The organism is Rhodopirellula sp. P2, from assembly GCF_028768465.1.
Lineage (GTDB): Bacteria > Planctomycetota > Planctomycetia > Pirellulales > Pirellulaceae > Rhodopirellula.
Window position 1 is genome coordinate 5,617,718 of sequence record NZ_CP118225.1, and the last position, 18,305, is coordinate 5,636,022.

General features: G+C 57.7%; 11 protein-coding genes. All 11 read right to left on the reverse strand.

The window, feature by feature from the left end:
* Window positions 1-63 precede the first annotated feature (63 nt).
* The 11 genes from PSR62_RS19820 to PSR62_RS19870 all read right to left on the reverse strand — a co-directional run bounded on the left by PSR62_RS19820 (window position 64) and on the right by PSR62_RS19870 (window position 18,269).
* Window positions 64-1,068 carry an NAD-dependent epimerase/dehydratase family protein gene (locus tag PSR62_RS19820; protein WP_338020096.1) on the reverse strand — a complete coding sequence of 335 codons (1,005 nt, stop codon included), beginning with the start codon at window positions 1,066-1,068 and terminating at the stop codon, window positions 64-66.
* 602 nt (window positions 1,069-1,670) lie between these two features.
* Entirely contained in the window at window positions 1,671-4,517 is a 2,847-nt protein-coding gene (locus PSR62_RS19825) for a VWA domain-containing protein (protein ID WP_274404734.1), read from the reverse strand.
* The gene (locus PSR62_RS19830; RefSeq protein WP_274404735.1) at window positions 4,514-7,120 is read right to left on the reverse strand and encodes a BatA domain-containing protein; all 2,607 of its coding nucleotides are present in this window, start codon (window positions 7,118-7,120) and stop codon (window positions 4,514-4,516) included. The genes PSR62_RS19825 and PSR62_RS19830 overlap by 4 nt, the downstream gene beginning before the upstream one ends.
* A gap of 124 nt (window positions 7,121-7,244) precedes the next feature.
* Window positions 7,245-8,126, reverse strand: coding sequence for a DUF58 domain-containing protein (locus PSR62_RS19835; protein ID WP_274408261.1), 882 nt, complete (start codon window positions 8,124-8,126; stop codon window positions 7,245-7,247).
* Window positions 8,116-9,177 (reverse strand): AAA family ATPase, encoded by a 1,062-nt coding sequence (locus tag PSR62_RS19840; protein ID WP_390173933.1) that lies wholly within the window; start codon window positions 9,175-9,177, stop codon window positions 8,116-8,118. Before PSR62_RS19840 ends, PSR62_RS19835 begins: the two co-directional genes overlap by 11 nt.
* Before the next feature lie 215 nt (window positions 9,178-9,392).
* The gene (locus tag PSR62_RS19845) at window positions 9,393-11,876 is read right to left on the reverse strand and encodes an alpha/beta hydrolase (protein WP_443217448.1); all 2,484 of its coding nucleotides are present in this window, start codon (window positions 11,874-11,876) and stop codon (window positions 9,393-9,395) included.
* A 100-nt stretch (window positions 11,877-11,976) separates the two neighbouring features.
* On the reverse strand, window positions 11,977-12,555 hold the full coding sequence (locus PSR62_RS19850; RefSeq protein WP_274404737.1) for a hypothetical protein: 579 nt from the start codon (window positions 12,553-12,555) through the stop codon (window positions 11,977-11,979).
* 104 nt (window positions 12,556-12,659) lie between these two features.
* Complete coding sequence (locus tag PSR62_RS19855) at window positions 12,660-13,232, reverse strand: RNA polymerase sigma factor (protein ID WP_274404738.1); 573 nt, start codon at window positions 13,230-13,232, stop codon at window positions 12,660-12,662.
* 3 nt (window positions 13,233-13,235) lie between these two features.
* Window positions 13,236-13,967 carry an FHA domain-containing protein gene (locus PSR62_RS19860; RefSeq protein ID WP_274404739.1) on the reverse strand — a complete coding sequence of 244 codons (732 nt, stop codon included), beginning with the start codon at window positions 13,965-13,967 and terminating at the stop codon, window positions 13,236-13,238.
* A gap of 368 nt (window positions 13,968-14,335) precedes the next feature.
* Window positions 14,336-15,781, reverse strand: a complete 1,446-nt coding sequence (locus tag PSR62_RS19865; RefSeq protein WP_274404740.1) for a UDP-glucose 6-dehydrogenase — start codon at window positions 15,779-15,781, stop codon at window positions 14,336-14,338.
* A gap of 373 nt (window positions 15,782-16,154) precedes the next feature.
* Window positions 16,155-18,269, reverse strand: a complete 2,115-nt coding sequence (locus PSR62_RS19870; protein WP_274408262.1) for an esterase/lipase family protein — start codon at window positions 18,267-18,269, stop codon at window positions 16,155-16,157.
* Window positions 18,270-18,305: the final 36 nt, after the last annotated feature.

Below are 18,305 nucleotides of genomic sequence, written 5' to 3' on the forward strand. Positions count from 1 at the left end.
GAGAGCGTTCCGAGTCATCCGACGGCGGCCCGGGAGCTGGATCCCCGGGAGGTGGTGGCGTATTCACCCGTTGCTGACCTGAGAAGAAGAACGTTGAGTCGCGGCATCAATCAACTTGCGCAGCCCCTCGTGGAGCGGTGTGAGCTCGCGGCCAAGTATTCTTTTCATTTTGGTGATGTCTGGGCAACGACGCGTCATATCACCCTCGGGAAGCGGTGGCAAATGCACCACCTTGGACGAACTGCCAGTCATTTCGATCACCGTTTCTGCCAGTGACTTGATGGTCATTTCAATGTCGCTGCCGACATTGATTGTTTGACATGCCCAATTGGGATCGTCCAACACGCGAGTCGTCGTGTCCAGGTTGTCATCCACAAAGCAGAATGTTCGCGTTTGCATCCCGTCGCCATAAACCGGAATGTCTTCCCCAGCGAGCGCCGCGGCAATGAATTTTGGCACCACAAAGTCGGTGGTTTGCTTTGGCCCATAGGTGTTGAAGAACCGAAACACATTGAACGGCAGTCCAAACTCTTGATGATACGACCGGAAATACGACTCGCCCAAGTTCTTGATGATCGCGTAGGGCAATCGCGAGTTCAGCGGCGTCGTTTGCTCGTGCTGAGGCATCTCCACCGGTTCGCCGTACACCTCGCTGCTGCTGGCGTAAAACACGCGACCAACCCCCGTGTTTTTCGACAGCGACAAAACGTTGCGGATTCCATCGATGTCTTCCAACACCGCCACCGGATTGGCCAGCGTCCGTTGCACACCCACCAGTGCCGCGTAGTGGAACACCGCGTCAAAACGCGTGGCCGTCATGATCGGGGACAAATCCTCCAATCGGTTCACGTCGGCTTTGATGAACCGAACATTCGTGGCCGATGCGGGAGGCAACTTGGACCGATCGCCCGTGACCAGGTTGTCGACGACGACGACTTCGTTCTCAGACGACTGGGCCAACCGACACGCCAGCGAGCCGCCGACATTGCCAGCACCACCGGTGATCAAGATTTTTCGTTGCGACTGCGTCATGGTGATCATCAAAGAGAAGAGAAACTCACCCGACAATCATAGCTTTTCGAAGTCTCGCCCGCGACGCGTGAAAAAACGGCAGATCAGGGACCTGGTCTGTGATTGAGACACGATCGCCCATCGTCAAAATTTCTAAACAAGCTTGGCGGCAGTTGGGAGACACCCAAGATGGTCGCTGCCCAAGTGGAGACCGATTGTCTCCCTTGTTCCGCCGGCTCAGTCTCCAACTCCAAGCCATCCTCTCGCCCAAATTTTCCCTCGATCGCGTCATGCGGCTCGACAGTTCCACGCCAGCACGCAAACAGTTGGGGACAACTGTTCTACTCTCGCTCCGCCAAAGGCGAACCTGAACAGAGTAGAACAATTGTCTCAATTGTTCCGTCGGGCCAGACTCCAACTCAGAGCCATACCCTCTGCCAAAATCGCTCGCGATCGCGCCATGCGGCTCGACAGTTCCACGCCAACACGCAAACAGTTGGGGACAACTGTTCTACTCTGGTGGTCTGTCATGACTTATTTTTGGGGTAGTGGACGAGGCGCCGAGTCCTGAACTGGCGTCAAAGCCAAGGACTCGGCGCCTCGTCCACTACGAACAACCCTAACATTTAACTTTGACAGACCACTGGATGAACCAACGCCTAAGCCAAGCGATGCAGACGACGTGTCACCCATTCAAAGGTCAACACAGATGCGATCAACCACATCAACACCGCGTTGCGACGCAAAGTGAATGCGGAATCGGGCGTGCCAGCCAACAACGTGACTTGCGATTGAGGCACAATGGCCTCGGACAATGTCGCTTTGACATCGCTCATCGATGTCGCCTCGTCCACCGGAACGTACTCGCCACGTGTCGCCGACGCCAAGTTCAACAATTCATCATCGGCACGGCGGGGGCGTTCCAGTTCGCTGGTTGGCAATCGCACCTGCACGCTCTGGCGAAGCAACTGCTCGTCGAGCGCATCGCCCACGGCCAGCTGAATCTCATAGCCACCGCTTTTGGTCGCGACGAAGTTGCCGGTGTACGTGCCGCCGCGAGGCGAATCCGCCGCGGGAGTCAACTTGAGGTCCTTGATCTTTCCGTCGGGAGCCAACAGCTTTGCGGTCACGGAAGGTTCCGTCAGCGGTTGAAATTGATCGTCAACCAAGACGGCTCGCAGCGTGATATTCTGCCCCACCATGGCTCGATCCGAATCGACCAACAACACGCCGCGATTGCTGTCTCGCAGAAGCCGACCTTCGCTGACCCAACGAATCAATTTGGTGTAGTAGCTGTCAAAGTATCGATCACCGGCGGCACGCAACCGCCACACTTCGCCGCTGCCTTGGAAGAAGACTCGACCGGCACCATAAAATTGGCTGGCCATGAAGATCGGCAAACTGCCGCTGACCTCCGTCGTCGGATCCGAGAAGTACGCGTAGACCTTTGCACCAGGCTTTGCACTTTTGACGCCGACGTAATCGTAGAAGCCACCAAAGTCATTCCAGATCTCAAAGCTTTCTTCCGGCGAATCTGCCACCCACAGGAATTCCGCTTGCGAGGACTCCGGCGTGAACTTCAACGGCCAAGCTTCTGAACCGCCTTGACGACCGCCACCAAGCAACGGGCCGCGGGTTGCCAAGTTCACGGGGAAGAAGGCACTGATTTGGTTGGAACGCGGGTCCGATCGATCGCCTGAAATTTTGGGATGGAAGACCGGCCCAGCCACCAAGACCAAACCGCCGGCCTGCTGAGTCATGAAGCGATCCATCAATTCCAACGAAGCGGAATCAATCGCCGACCAATCCGGATCGAACATCACCACCGCGTCGTACTCAAACAACTCTTCGGCGGTTTCTGGGAATCGGACCAGCAACTCGTCGGCGTCTTGGCTCATGCCTTGAATGCCGGTTTGCAACCACACATCGAGTTGCACCGACTCATCGCGGAACAACAGGTTGCGAACGAAGCGATATTCCCGGGTCGGCCCACCAGCAATCGCTAACACACGCAACTTGCGAGCAACCACTTCATAGCGAGCGGTCTGCATGTTGTCGTTGGCGTTGCGATCTTCGGCGGGAGCCACGACGCGAACCGCCAGCCGGCGGCGACCAACCGTTTGCGGCTCGATCTCAAAGCGAATGTCCGTGAGTGTCGCATCGGGTTCCAATTTGACTCGCTGGGTTTCCAACACCACACCGCCGGGCAAACTGGTCACCGCATCCGCGGAACCCGGCTCGTTGGCAGGGTTCCCTTCACCGGTATCCAGTGCGTCCACCAACTCCACCTCCACTTCCAAGGGAGTGGTCCCAGTGGCCTGCAACACAGAAGCGACCACAAACTTGTCACCGGGATACACGCGACGTGGGACTTCCAAATCGACCACGCGAATGTTGGTTGGCGGCTGACTGCTGCCCAAGCCGACCGGATAAACCGAGACCTCGCCGCGCCGGGCCAAAGCCAACGCTGATGTGAGCGAAGCCCCGCCGTTGTTCTGACCGTCGGTGATCACAACCACTCCCGCCAGGGTTGTCGGATCATGATCCACCAACACCGATCGCAACGCGTCGCCAATCCGACTCTGAGCCCCGCCCGCCACGATGACCTCATCCCAATCCACGGCCTTCATCGTTGGCGATTGGGGATCGCCGTCCAATGGATCACCCGACTCAGCGTCCGTTTCTGATTCTGATTCATCCGATCCTGATCGTTGCTCCCAACCGATCAACTGGGACAAGGAACGATCGGTGTGCACGGCGTAGACACCACCGATCGAGACAATCCCGACGACCAACGTGATGGCAGCGATCAACAACGACCACCCAATCGCCGACGCCGAACCGGGAGTCTCCGCACTGGCAACACTGGCCCTCCGCCGAGCACCGGATTTCGAGCTGCCGATCCCCAGCACTCCCATTGCGAAAGCGACCAGCGATGCGATCACGAAAACGGCCAGACAAAAACCGCCAAAGAAAACAAAGGGACTGACCGGTTCCACCAAAGCTTCTTCGGCCAAGGATTGTTCCTCGGTCGCGGTGGTTTCTTGATCGAATTTCGTCTGCACCAAACGAGGCTCGGTCGCTTGGTCGAACACGTAAACGCTGGTCCGATGCTCTTCTGCAAACGATTCCAGCAACTCCGAATCGGCCACCAACTCACGCGCCCGTTCGACGCGCGAGGGGGCTGCGATGGAATCGCCAGAGGGCAGCGACATGCTTTGGCTGGTGTCAACCATCACGATGACTTCACTGGGACGAGTCACTCGACGTTCCGTCCGCCGAACCAAGTCAAAGAACAGAAACACCAGCGCCGTGACCGCGACCAAACGCAACCCAATCAACGTCCATCGCACCGGGCGCCGAAGCTCGCCGACATCGCGTTTGTAGTAGTGAACGCAGGCGGTGTAAGCCACGGCCAACCCCAAAACCACAGCAGCCCAAACCCACCATCCGTCCAAGCGTGAGGCTCTGGCGAATTCGTAAACGACTTGTTCTGAAGGACTCATCGTGATGCTCCCGCCGTGGATGGATTCGCACTGGACGCTGTTCCACCGGAATCATCGTCCCCATGACTGGAAGCACCAACGGTCCGTTTCCGCGATCGACCGCGGGGTGCCGGACGCGGCATCTCCGACACAGGACTGCTTCTCACGCCACGACGTTGACGGCTCCCGCTTGCTCCGTCACCGGTTGGACGAACGTGGTACGAAGCCCACGCCGCGAGAGCTTGCTCGATCGCCAGCATCAACATCAACAGGGCCAACAGCACCAGCAAAAACGTCGACATCCCGCCGCCAACACCCGTGTCGCCCCAATCACCCGGCGAAAGAAACTCCACCTCCAAAGGCAGCAAGTCTCGGATCACTTCGGCACTGGTCACACGAGTCAAATCAGACTCGCCGACATTCAGCACGGACGCAACGGGCAACACGCTGGTTTGACCATCCGTTCCCGTGCGTTGCCATTCAATCGTTCCAGGAACCAACAACTCATCCAGGCCCGCTTGGTCAGCCACGATCAATTCGCGCGGCGAGACCTGGATCGATGATTCGTTCGCAGCCGCTTCCAATTCAATTTCCAATCGGGGAGGTTCGTCCGCAGGCGGAAGCAACACGACCGTCGGCAGATAGCTGTCGCTGGGCACATCAATCTCAGCCACCGAGTCCACCATGCGACTGGTCGGAGGAGCGGCCCCGCTGAACAACATCGCATTGGTCTGCAGCAAGAAGACAACAAACGTCGGATCTCCCGGCCAGTTGTTCCAATTCCCATCCAGTCCGGTCGTCACGGTCACCACCCGACCTCGCCCGAACCCATGCAGCGTTGCCACCGGAGTTTCATCAGCACGAGCCAGCAACGTTCGAACATTCGCTTGAACTTCCTCACTGACATCCACGGGATCGCGGACCGGCTCGTTTCCAGCCAGCTCTTCCCTCAATTCCTCAGCGGCCGATCGTGCGGGAACCCATTGCCGGCGAATGCTGACCAACCCAAAGATCCCGTTCCCAGCCGAAGCGATCGGGCCCAGCAATTCGGCGTTCTTGCCGAGCACCAATCTGGGCGACTCCTCCGTTTCATCGCCCAACCTAACCGTCGGGGCGATATCAAACGGCAACAGCCCACCGGCTTTGCCCCCCACCATCGTGTTGTAATTGTCCGCGTTGACATCATCGCCCAGGAACCAAGCCAAGCCGCCTCCGTTTTGCACGTATTGCTTCAACGAATCGACTGCCCGTTTGGAAAGCTCAGGCACATCGATCAAGTAGACCGCCCGGTAGCGTGAGAGTTGTTCGACGGTCACATCTCTCAGCATCGTGACCGGCTGCACTTCGGGGATCGCACCGATCCGAACTTGACTGCCCGGATCCAGCACCGAGGACACATGATAGGCCCCGATCGCATCCGAATCGCCACCGTCGATCACCAACACACGCTGGGCATCGGCCAGCGGGATCGTGCAAACGCGGGAGTTGTCGATCTGCAGCGCATCGGCTGGCAGATCAACTTGAACGACGTGTGTGCCCACCTTGTTGACAAAGATCTGAAACGACTTCGTCAGTTGCTGCCCGCCGGGAATTGAGTCAATCAAAATCACTGGCAGATTTTGGACTTCGCCGCTGACCGTGAGCGTCGGGTCCGCGGTTGTGACCTGGTCGCCATACGTGATCACGCTAGCGGACAGAGCCACGTTGTTCACCTCGCGTGGCGAGTAGTTTTTGACCGTGACATTGATCACGACCGGAACGCCTGCGACCCAAACATCGGGCGAGGGAGTCAGATCGGTGATGGCGAGATTGCGAGTGACATTGCTGGCTTGATTGGGCACGCAATCGATCATCTGAATCTTCGCGCCAGCTTGGTCGACCGATTCCAATGCCTCTGCCATCCGTCGGGGTGCCGCCCAATCGCGCTGGGTGAAGTCGCTGACGACATACAAGGTTTGAGAGTCCGCGGTGGTGGCAGCGATCAGGTCCGATGCCAAGTCGATCGCCGATACCAAATCGGTCCGCAGCGACGAGGCTCGGGTCGCCATCAACCGTTCGACTTGACGCCCATCCGGGGAAATCGTTTGAGCGGACAAATCCGCGGCGACGTCCGCCGAGGCGTTTTCACCGGAGGCAACCATCGCGGCGCGACTGGCTCGCATCACCGTCAACGTGTGGCTGTCGCCATCCGCTGCCAAACGCTTCACCAATCCGGCCACCGAAGCCAACGCCCGATCATAGGCGGTGTTGCCCACCACCCCGTTTGCCTCCGCGTCCGCAACGTCATCCGCCGTCCCTCGGCGTGAAACGATTTGCTGCATTGAATAGCTGTCATCCAACACGATCACATGGTGCGTCGTCTGACCACCGAGCGCCCCGATCCATTGGCGTCCGCCCACCAACCCGGCCAGCAACGCGATCAACAATGCCGCCACCGCCAACCGCGAAAGCAACAGCAACAACTGCCGCAGAACAATCCAACGGCGTTGCTTGCGGTAACTGGCCAGCAAGAAATCCATCGCCGCCCACTTGGTCCGGCGATGCCGAAGCAAGTTGATCAGGTGAACCAAGAGCGGCACCGCGACAAACGCGAAACCAATCGACAGGGCGGGATAGAGGAACAAAACGCTAGTGCTTTAAAGGTTGGACTCAAGGGAATGAAAACGAGTGTGGCATAGGCTTCCAACCTGTGTTTTCGAATCCACAGGCTGGAAGCCTATGCCACTGATTGCATCGATCAAACCGTGCCTAATTGCGAAGTTTCGGGAGAGCTTGCCGAGCCGAAAGAAAACGCGCGAGCACGGCATCGAGCGGTTCACTGGTTCGGACTTGCAAGTAATCGATTTTCAGCCGGCCACAAGCTCGCCGTGTCTTTTCGAGGAAGCCATCGAGTGCCTCCAGATAACCCTCCCGAAGAGCAGCGGGATTGCAATTCAATGCTGACTCAACCTCCAAGCCTTCGAAGCGGGTCGCCCCCGTGAAGTCGAAGTCCATCTCATCGTCGTGCAAAACATGGATCAAGGCGACATCGTGCCCGCGGGCCCTCAGAACGCGAAGTCCTTCCTGCAGTTCTTCCACCCCGAGTAAATCGGAGATCACACAGACCACACCGGCTCGGGGAATCGCGGCGGCAAGCTGCTTGGCGACCTGATCGAGTTTGGTTTCGCCTTCGTGATCAGCGGACGCCAGGCACGTCAACATCCGGTTGAGCTGATGCTGACTCGATTTCGCTGGAACGCTGTCACGAAGCTGGGTGTCAAACGTGTACAGCCCGCAGGCGTCTTTCTGGCGAAGCGCCAGGTAGGCCAACGACGCCGCCAAAGAGGCCGCGTACTGAAATTTATTTTCGTCACCTTCGCCGTACGACATGCTGCCGCTGCAGTCGACCAACAACTGCAACCGCAGGTTGGTTTCCTCTTCGTATTGCTTGATGTGCAAGCGATCCTGACGCGCGTACACCTTCCAATCGATATGCCGCAACTCATCGCCGGGTACATACTGGCGGTGCTGCAGAAACTCGATCGATTGGCCGAAGTATGGACTTCGGTGCATCCCTGATAGAAACCCCTCCACCACTCGCCGGGCGGTCAATTCCAACCGGCGAATGCGAGCGGTGACCTCAGGACGCAAATATCTTTTGGAATCGGGCATCGCGAGACAATTCGTCCTCGGTCGTCGGGGTGGCGTCAATGATTCGGGCGACCACTTCGTCGCTGGTGATGCCTTCACTTTCGGCAGCAAAGTTCACCACCATCCGGTGACGCAAAACGGGCGGTGCGAGAGCTTGGATGTCCTCGACTTGGACGTGATGGCGTCCTTGCAACAACGCGCGAGCCTTGCCGCCCAGGATCAAGAACTGAACCGCACGCGGACCAGCTCCCCAACCCACCAAGTCCTCCACGAACTCAGGCACACCTTCACCGCCAACGCGAGTTTGCCGAACCAACGACAACGCGTAACGCACAATGTGGTCACTGACAGGGACCTGGCGAACCAATTGTTGCAGTCGCAAAATTTCTTCGCCGCGAAGCACCGGCAAGGCCTCCGCCACCGCGGTTCCCGTGGTCCGCCTGGCCACTTCAAACTCTTCATCAAACGATGGGTAGTCGACATAGATTTTGAACATGAACCGGTCTTGCTGAGCTTCTGGCAATGGGTACGTGCCTTCTTGCTCAATTGGGTTCTGCGTCGCCAACACAAAAAAGGGGTCGTCGAGCTGGTGCCGTTCGCGGCCCGCCGTGACTTGGCGTTCCTGCATCGCTTCCAGCAACGAAGCTTGCGTCTTGGGTGGCGTCCGGTTGATTTCGTCGGCCAGCACCACATTGGCGAACAACGGCCCCGGCATGAATCGCAATTCGCGATGCCCGGTCGCACGATCCTCTTCCATGATCTCGGTGCCCGTCACGTCAGCAGGCATCAGGTCCGGAGTGAACTGAATGCGACTGAATGACAAATCCAAGGTTTTGGCGAGCGTGCTGATCATCAGCGTCTTGGCCAATCCAGGCACGCCTTCCAACAACACGTGCCCCCGGCTGAACAAGCAGATCAGGATTTCATCAATGACTTCCTCTTGGCCGACAATGATCTTTCCCAACTCATCCAACACTCGTCGACGAGCGTCATGAAGCAAGTTGATGTCCGCTTCACCGATGGCAGCGGAATTTGATTCAGGTGCATTCATCCAGGATGTCTCAATCGGGATATCTTTGTCCAACCATCATGCGGCGACGATCATGTGTCCAATCGTTTCAGCACGCCTTACCAAGGTAGTCCACCGGACACCGGCAGAGTAGACCAGTCAAATGGGTCGCAATCAGTTGATACGCAGACGGCCTGGACGAAGGACTGCCCCCCCACACGCCCACCGGCGCCGCATCGGCCAAATGAAAGCCATGATCAGGGAATTTGCACCTTCCCCCAAAACGGACGCTCCCGATCAGCCCGCACTCGCACGTCCTCCAACATCACCCCAACGGATTGATCAAACGTGAAGTCCTTCCGTCGAGAGCGGTAGCGAACCGTGATCGTCTGCTTGAAATCCAAGGGCATCTGCGGGTACAGCCAAACGGTGTAGGAATCCGACGGAGCCTGCGTGATGATGACCTCGTTGTTGGCCATCACGCGAGCCTTCACGGGGGCGGCTTTCAGTCGTTCCGCATCCGCCCAAAGAATGGGATTGATGGACAACCCGGGCAACATTTCGTCCCATTCCAGCCACCAGAAATACCGATCGCCCTCTCGCATCGAAACCACCTCCAACTCCTCTGGAGGCGCGGGACGGCGATGCCCAGGCGTCTTCATCCACTCAAAGATTCGGTCGGCTTCCTCGTAAAAGAAGTCCAAACCGCGACCGCGATACAAGACGATCATCGCATCGTGATCGTAGGTCATGTAACGATCGTAAATGGCACCAAAATCTCGCAACGGCACACCATCTTTGTCGCCCTTGACGATGTAAACGGGCACGTACTTGGAATTCTCGTTGTAGTGCAACAACGTCTTGCCAGGCCGACTGCTGATACTGATCATGCCCGCCCACAAATCGGGATGAGAGATCGCAATGTCCCAAGCCGCGGTCCCACCCGGCCCATGCCCGCCAATGAAGACTCGATCCGAATCAATCGCAAAGTGACGCAGGGCGTGACGCAGCGAACTCAACACCGCGTCATGCTCTCGCATCGTGTACTCGTAGTCGCCTTGCCCACCTCGCGTCCATCGCGGCGCAACCACAATGAAACCATGCCGGATCGAATGGCCCAACCTCATCGTTGTGGGCGTTTCAGGTTCCTCGACCGACGATTCATCGGTTCCTCGATCTCGATCAGAACTCTGCTGCAAAAAGGATTGCTGCGGGACACCCGACCACCAATTCAGCTGCGTCTCCGCGATCGCTCCGGCGGCATGCATTGCCACCACACAGGGATAAGTTCGATTGGGGTCGTACTCCGGCGGCAATTGCACCACATAAGAAACAGGCGGGATCGCAGATGGCTCCTCAGCTTGCGCCGCATGAAATCCATTTTGATCCAACCCGACATGGAACATCCCCGCCACAGACGGATCAGCGACGATGGACGGGTCCGTTTGAATCGCATCGATCATGGGCGGCTTCATCAACGGCAACATCTTCGCGATGTAGTCGGCTCGCGCACCTTCCAAAGAGGACAAACGTGCCAGAATCTCTTGCCGCTTGCCGGGATCCACTTCCACTAAAAATTCGCGAACCAGCGCTCGCACATCGATCAGCGACAAGACGATTTTCAAGTTGGTTTCCCCGGATCCGTTGCCGAGCAACCACCCGGCCACCGCCAACGACACGCGAGTTTCGGGGTCCATCGTCGCGTTGCCGCCCATCCGAATGAAGTCACTCAACCGCGGCAGCGTTTCGGGTGAAAGCTCCGCTTTGATTTCAGCGACCAAGCCCCCCAAGGAATCCTGCGTTGGCTCTTGCAACTCGCCCACCAACGCCGCCAATTGCTGGTGGACCGTGTCGATCTGCTGCTGAGTCTGATCCATCGAACCGACCAAGTCCGCGACCTTGACCTGCGTCACACGACTGACAACCCGCGTCGGGAATTGGTCCAAAATCGCGCGAGCCAATTTGGGCTGGCCGGATTCCCGTCGCAACTCAGCCTGCTCCAGCAACTGCCTGGCTTCGTTCTCGACATACTGCCCCACAATCGGCTTGAGGTCCGCACTGTCGGGGAACTCATCCAAGATCCGAACCAGCTCACGACGGGCGTCCGCGTAACGCTCCGACTCGGCAAAAAACCGGACGACATTGAGCCTCGCGTCGACATTCTTGGGGTCCGTGTTCCGGCGAAAGATGTCCCGCAGTTGATCGCTGCTGATACTGGACGTCGCAATTCGCATGTCCAGGTTGATCGAATCGTCCGTCTTCAACGCCTCCACCTTCGCGTACTTCGCCGTCAGCTCCGTGATGCCTTGCAGGATTGCGAACGGAGATCCCGAGGGACCTCGCACGGTCAGTCGCCGACGCCCAAATTCATTGAAGGGTGTCACCCCGAGTGCCTGGCCGATGGACGCGACCTGCTCGCCCCCGTCCGGCACCGGCTGGAAAAATTCAATCCGCTCATGCAAGTCGGGGACATCGCGTGGCTCGGCGGCGACCATGCCTCGCCGGTGAACGTAAGTCCGTCGCAGCCCATCGTCGACAACCCAAATGGGGCGGTTTTGAATCCCGCCTTCGTTGCCAGCCGAAAACGCATTCTGGTTCATGCTGGCGACCTCCAGGTAGACGCCCCGCAGCACCATGCCATTCCGCAGTGAGATCAATTGCTCCGCGTGGACCAACGTCGCTTGGCCCAGCACCAACGTGACAAGCGTCGCAACAAGAACCGCCGAACCGCGGTCGCTCAGGCAGCCCACTCTCACCCGGCCCCTTTTCCCCCGACTCGACACTTTCCTGTCAACCGAGTTTGAAAAGGTGTCTTTCATGAGGATTCAATGTTGAAAGCAATCAGTAGAAAAGATTGGCGGTGCGTTGCAGCGTTCTGCCGAGCGGCGCGACACCGACACTCAGCTGCGCGACGGTGGGACGCGACTGCGCAATCCACTGAGCCAGCAAGATGGACTGGCTCGATGTCGAATCCATCGCCGCCTCACCGGACACGAGCGGTGCCGACTCCGATGAAAGGCCCTCGTCCGCAGGCCCGAAACCTGCTCCCGAAAGAGCACTCGCAACGGCCCCCTTCGCGAGCCATTCAGAATGGCTCGGCACGGGTGACGCACCCTTCCATTGTAGCCCATCGTCCGTGCCCCTCACGCCAGAATTCGCTTGGTCCACCGACAATTGATTGCCCGGGGCCCGCAAAACAATCACGGCGAAAAAACAGGCTGCGACAGCCACCGACCATCGAACGACGGACCGCCGGAACGACGCCTTAACGGAAGCCGCGTTCATGCTGACCGCCAGGTCCTGACCACCGACTTCCAACTGCCGCCAAATCGCCAGCGTCTGCCGGCAACGCTGACAATCGATCAGGTGCCCATCGTGGTCGATGTCCGTTTCGGAGCCCCCGTCAATCCACTGATTCAAACGCGATTCGAACGCGTCGCAAGCAGGCCCACCACAACCGGAACCGGGCGTGAGAGCGTGAGACGCCGGAGACGACGTTGTGACAGGCGGCACAGTGTGGTGACTCACGCGACACCCCCTGATTCCCGAACGCGGTTGATCACCTGCAGTCGAGCTCGATGCACCCAAGTCTTGATCGTCCCAGCCGGATGGCCCATCACGCGAGAAGCTTGGTCGTAGGACATCCCGTCAAAATGGACCAGTTCGAAAGCACGCCGAGGCGAAGCGGCCAGCGACTCCATCGCGTCGCGAAGCGACTGGGTTGCCTGAATGCCGTTGGCCGGGGAATCCACTCCAGCGATGGCCACGTGCGATTCGTCAATTCCCGACAACCGGGGTTTGGTTCGCTGTTTCGCCAAAAAAGTACGGCATCGGTTGCCGGCGATCGTGGTCAACCAAGGCTCAATGGGTCGGGTTCGATCCCATGACTGAATCGATGCGGCAACGCGGCGAAACGTTTCCTGCGTCAAGTCCTCCGCATCTTGATGGTGGCCCAACCAGCGAACACAGACGCGATACACCAAATCACGATGCCGGCGAAACAGCTCGGTGAATGCAGAATCCATCCGGGCATCACGGCCCAGATAGGCATCCGCCAAAGCTTCGTTGGACAACATCGCGAGCGAAACGGTTTTCATGCCCTAGCGGCCGCTGAAGAAACGCTTCAAAGCATCGTCCGCAGCGTCTCGCGAATTCTCTTTGAGTGCTTTCTTGGCCCCTGCTGGCAACTTGCCAGGTTTGCTCTTGGGCGGAATGACTCGCGAGCCAGAACTGGTGTCGTCGTCCGATGACATGCGAGTGTCGTCGTCCTGCTTCTTCCCAGGCACGTCTTCGATCATCACCGTGCCGTCAACAGACAAATCGTCGCTTTGCTCGCCCTCTTTTTCATCCAGGCGAAACTGGCGGGTGTCCGGGTCGGTTTGCTTGCGAACGCGGTCAATCGCGTCGGCCTCGTCCAACCAGCAATCGACATCGACATCTTCAAAGCGACTGTCGTCGCTGGAACTCTGCTTGGTTCGCTCCGCTGCGTCAGCAACGCTTTTGACCTCCGGCTTCTTCGCGGCTTGCAAGCCGTGTTCGATGACAAGCGAAAACATCAACTTGCCAACGCGCAGGTTGTCACCGTCTTTGAGAACCTTGGCTTTGTCAGCTGGCAAACGTTTGTCGTTGACGAACGTTCCGTTGCGGCTTTTCAGGTCCTGAACCAGGACTCGGCCGTCCTTGATCGCCAAGATGCAGTGCCGACGGCTAACCGACTCGCTCTTTGGACGAAGCTGACAAGATTCACTACGTCCAATCAAGAATCGCTTGTCCGAGACCTCGATCTCTTTGCCTTCGTGGCTGCCCGATTGGACTCGCAGTCTAACTTGCATCGGTACCCTTCGTTGCGAAAACCAGACGCACGATTCTTTTGCGACCGTGCGCGACTTGAATGGTCAAACGTGGTTCATGCCTCTGCAAAGGAAGGACCAATCCCAGCCCTCCTTGTCACCCTTCATTACCACAAAGAGCGAATTGCAAGCAATCTTGCAACCATGTTCGCCGCCGATCTTATTGTAATTGAACGAACAGTGGGAGAGGATTAATCCCCCTTTCAATGCTCATATCGTGAGTTTCGCCGCCACTACCTCTTCAGGACCACGCAAACCCCCTCCACAGTAGCGTTTTGAGCAGACCGTTGCATCCCCACTTCGCCCTTGAGAACCCGAGCGAATGGGGCCCCCCGGCTCGCCGAAACGAATCAACGTCTGAATCCGATGCCCTGGTAGTCAAACCCGAGCTTCTCAAGCCCCAACCCCTTGAGCGTGTTCCGACCGTCGAAGATGAAGGCCGGCTTCTGCATCCCTCGCTGGATTTTCTCGAAATCCGCTGCTGCAAACTCATCCCATTCCGTCAGCACGGCGACTGCATGTGCGGAATTGGCGGCTGATTCGGCATCCGAAACCACTTCGATGTTGTTTTCGATCAACTGACGCGAGGCAGCACTGAGCTCTTGATCACCGTTCCGAAAAACCGCTTCCAGGTCCGCCACAACCTGAGCCTTGGTGACTTGCGGGTCATAAATCGACAACCGAGCCTTTTCCAACAACAGGTCGCGACAAACGTAGATCGCTGCTGATTCACGGGTGTCATTGGTGTCCTTTTTGAACGCGAATCCCCAGATGGCGATCTTTTTATCCGACACTGTGTTGAACATCGTCCGCACCATGCGGTGGACAAAGCGTCGCTTTTGGTAGTCGTTCATCGTCACGACTTGCTGCCAATAATCGGCCACTTCGGGCAACCCAAAGTACTCGCAGAGATAGACGAGATTAAGAATATCCTTCTGAAAACATGAGCCCCCAAAGCCAACGGACGCCTTCAAGAACTTGGGGCCAATGCGAGAATCCATCCCGATCGCCATCGCAACTTCGTCAACGTCCGCCTCCGTGGCCTCGCAAAGTGCCGAGATGGAATTGATCGAAGACACTCGCTGAGCCAAAAAGGCGTTGGCGGTCAACTTGGACAGCTCGCTGCTCCACAGGTTGGTTGTCAGCACTCTCTCCCGCGGGACCCACTGGGCGTAGACCTCCACAAGAGCTTGCACGGCAGCATCGCTTTCCCCGCCAATCAACACACGATCGGGCGACAACAAATCATCGATCGCGGTCCCTTCTGCCAGAAACTCGGGATTCGACAGCACGTCAAAGGTTGCTCCGCTGGTCGCTTCCGCCAAGATCGCCTTGACGGCTTCCGCGGTCCGGACGGGCAAGGTCGACTTTTCAACGACGATTTTATGACCGACGGAAACCTCGGCAATCTTTCGAGCGCACTTTTCAATGAACTCCAAGTTGGCGGCGCGGCCGGCTCCCACACCGAACGTCTTGGTCGGCGTGTTGACCGAAATGAAGATCATGTCGGCGTCGCGAATCGCTTCGTCAACTTCCGTTGTGAAAATCAAATTCTGGTCACGACGGCCTTTCACGATGTCATCGAGCCCGGGCTCATAGATCGGCAACTCATCGCTGTTCCACTGCGCGATCCGAGCGGCGTTGATGTCCACCACTTTGACTTCGATGTCATGACACTGATGGGCGATCATGGCCATCGTTGGACCGCCCACATATCCCGCACCAATGCAGCAGATTTTCGTAACCGGTCCGATCGCAGGGTGCTCCGAAGCGGGGGCAGAAGCGGTAGCAGTCATAGAACCAAAACAACAGTGAAAGGAAGCAAGTGAGACGACACGCGGGTCCGGCAGTTTAGTCCAGAGCCCCCCTTTCGCCTCGACGAAACCATCGCCCGCATCAGGATTCTGCGTCCGAAAAACTCGGGATGAGACGTCTGTGCGGATTGTGAGCGTTGATTAATTCTGACGCGGCGGCGACTCGATTCAGCACCAACCGGGACCATTCCGCCCCTCGAGGAGCAGCGATGGCAAGCGGGCCCCCGCCCAGCGGCCAGAAGGGCAGATCGGATCACACTGTCAAAACCAGAGATCGAGCAGAATCAGAGAGCGAGCAAAAACAGGAAGCCAGAAGTCCAGCCTCCCCCGGCCCCCTCGATTTTTACGAGAGAAACTACCGCCGGGACGATTCGCTTGGGGGGCTGCTCATCAGCTGATAGACCGAGGGACGCCCGCCTGACAGATTGGGAGCCACATCGGTGATCATCCCCGAAGCTCCATCGCTCATCAGCGGTGTTGACGACTGAGGTGCCCAAGCCAATCGATCCTGAGAATCGACCTCCTCGAGGTGATCCAGCAGAATCCGTCGCACTTCGAAGATGGCCTTGCCGGTCATATGCAACTTAGTGTGCGTCGCATCGACCACCAACTCACTTTGCGTGTCGTCCATCGTCGCGCTGGAGTATTCCACCACCCCGTCGCCTCGATGATGTCGTCCCGCTAACAGCGGCGGATCGTCCAGCACACCGATGATATTGTGGTACTTCACATGCGACGATCGCTTCGCCCGCAACATCACAGGGAAGATCGGCGAATCCGGCGCCAACGAATCCACCGCATTGGCTTCTGTGAGCAGCCGCGTGTCACGAAAGAATCCTGGATTGGCGCGCGTCAAACGGGTGCTGGTTGAGACCGCCATGCGTGGCAACTTGATGACCTTGCCCGCCAACCAACGCGTGGTGGTGTTGGCAAGGTTGCTGCCTCGGTGTGGCGTTCCAATCGTGATCACCCGACCAACGGATTGGTTCGGCCGAAACTCCAACGAGCTGACAAGTTTATTGATGTCCTGGGGTGGACCTCGAAGCTTCTCCTTGGGCTTGTCACTGACCAGATTCCAAAAGTCATCGCCACTGTCGATTGTCTGCATGCGACTGACCAACCCGCCCATGCTGTGCCCGACCAACACCGTGTGATCGATCGCCCGATCCTGACCTGCTGGGTCAAACGTTTGACGCATGGCGAACAAATCGCCGCGCAGCTGAGTTGCACTGATCCAGAACGGTTGCCCCGAGGGATACAGATAGAACCAGAATTGATAGCGTTCCCGAATTTCGGGGAAGCTTCGCAGGTCATTGAACATGTCCATCCACGTCAGCGGACTGGACCAAAGCCCGTGCACCATCAACACCGGGATCCGATTGGGATCGTACGGTTCCAACATGTACAAACCACGCTTCTCTTGCGCGTCGTCTGGATCGAGCAACCCTTCGGTCGCTCGGTCTCGTTTGCGATACTCTTCACTGTCGAGGAAGAACGCCAGCGGGGTGGTCAGATCCGTTTCCAAGGGCACCCAATCGTTGGCCAATTGAATCTGGTTGGCTCGCAACGGGTCAAAGAACTCCAGCACACACACCACGTTTTCATCCGCCGCACCAAACTCGTTGGCTTGCGAGGCGGCGTGCGACACCTGTTGCACCGAAGACAAGTTGCCCGAATTCGCCAGCCCATCGTACGTTCCCGATCCTCCACGCCCCTTGGACGGTTCGGTGGAACAGCGAAGCAGCGCTGTCACGGCGTAACTCAAACCTTCGGGGTAGTACTTTTCTTCCGGATGGCCTTCGCCACGCGGTTTCCGCACAGCGATCAACGGCACACCGAGACCGTACGTGGTGTGTCGATTGTTCAGCGTTTTGATGTCGTAATCACTCACGAATTCGTAGTGATCAAATTCGTCTTCCTGCCAAGCACCACGCATCTCGGCGCGAATCACGAACTTTTGATTGGCCGTCTGAATCGTGTAAGTCTGGCCGGGACGCAAGCGATTCTCAGCGCACAACAAACGCAGCAGGTCCTCCAGCGACTCGTTGTACAAATCGCAAACAGCTCGGAACTGAGGGTCGTACTGATTGCGAACCTCCCCCAACTGATTGCCAAACAAGTAGCGGTAGCTGGTGGTCAGAGCGATGCCGTAGTGGTTCATTGCATCGCTGGACCGCCCATCGCGATCGGCAATCTTGCCCTCCACGTAAGACAACTCGGACAAGGCATACGCCAATTCCGTGTCGGGGTTCTGGGCGTTGAGCGCTTGCAACCGGTGCAGACAGATCTGACTGTCGTCTTGATAGGTCTCGATCAGCCCGTAGCGCCGCAGCGTGCTCTGAGTCCGAACACTGATTTCGGGGCCGCGCCAGCGAAGCAAGTGCAACGAATTGGTCAGAGCATTTTCGCGGATCGATCGATTCTCGAGATACCGCGAGGTGATGCACCCCGATGAAGTGCAGCACAACAGCAACAACATGATCAGCGAGGCGCAGCAACGAACGCT

Coding starts and splice junctions, on each gene's coding strand:
- PSR62_RS19825 (WP_274404734.1), bottom strand. CDS start 4,517: ATGAGTCCTTCAGAACAAGTCGTTTACGAATTCGCCAGAGCCTCACGC.
- PSR62_RS19840 (WP_390173933.1), bottom strand. CDS start 9,177: ATGAATGCACCTGAATCAAATTCCGCTGCCATCGGTGAAGCGGACATC.
- PSR62_RS19855 (WP_274404738.1), bottom strand. CDS start 13,232: ATGAAAACCGTTTCGCTCGCGATGTTGTCCAACGAAGCTTTGGCGGAT.
- PSR62_RS19860 (WP_274404739.1), bottom strand. CDS start 13,967: ATGCAAGTTAGACTGCGAGTCCAATCGGGCAGCCACGAAGGCAAAGAG.
- PSR62_RS19865 (WP_274404740.1), bottom strand. CDS start 15,781: ATGACTGCTACCGCTTCTGCCCCCGCTTCGGAGCACCCTGCGATCGGA.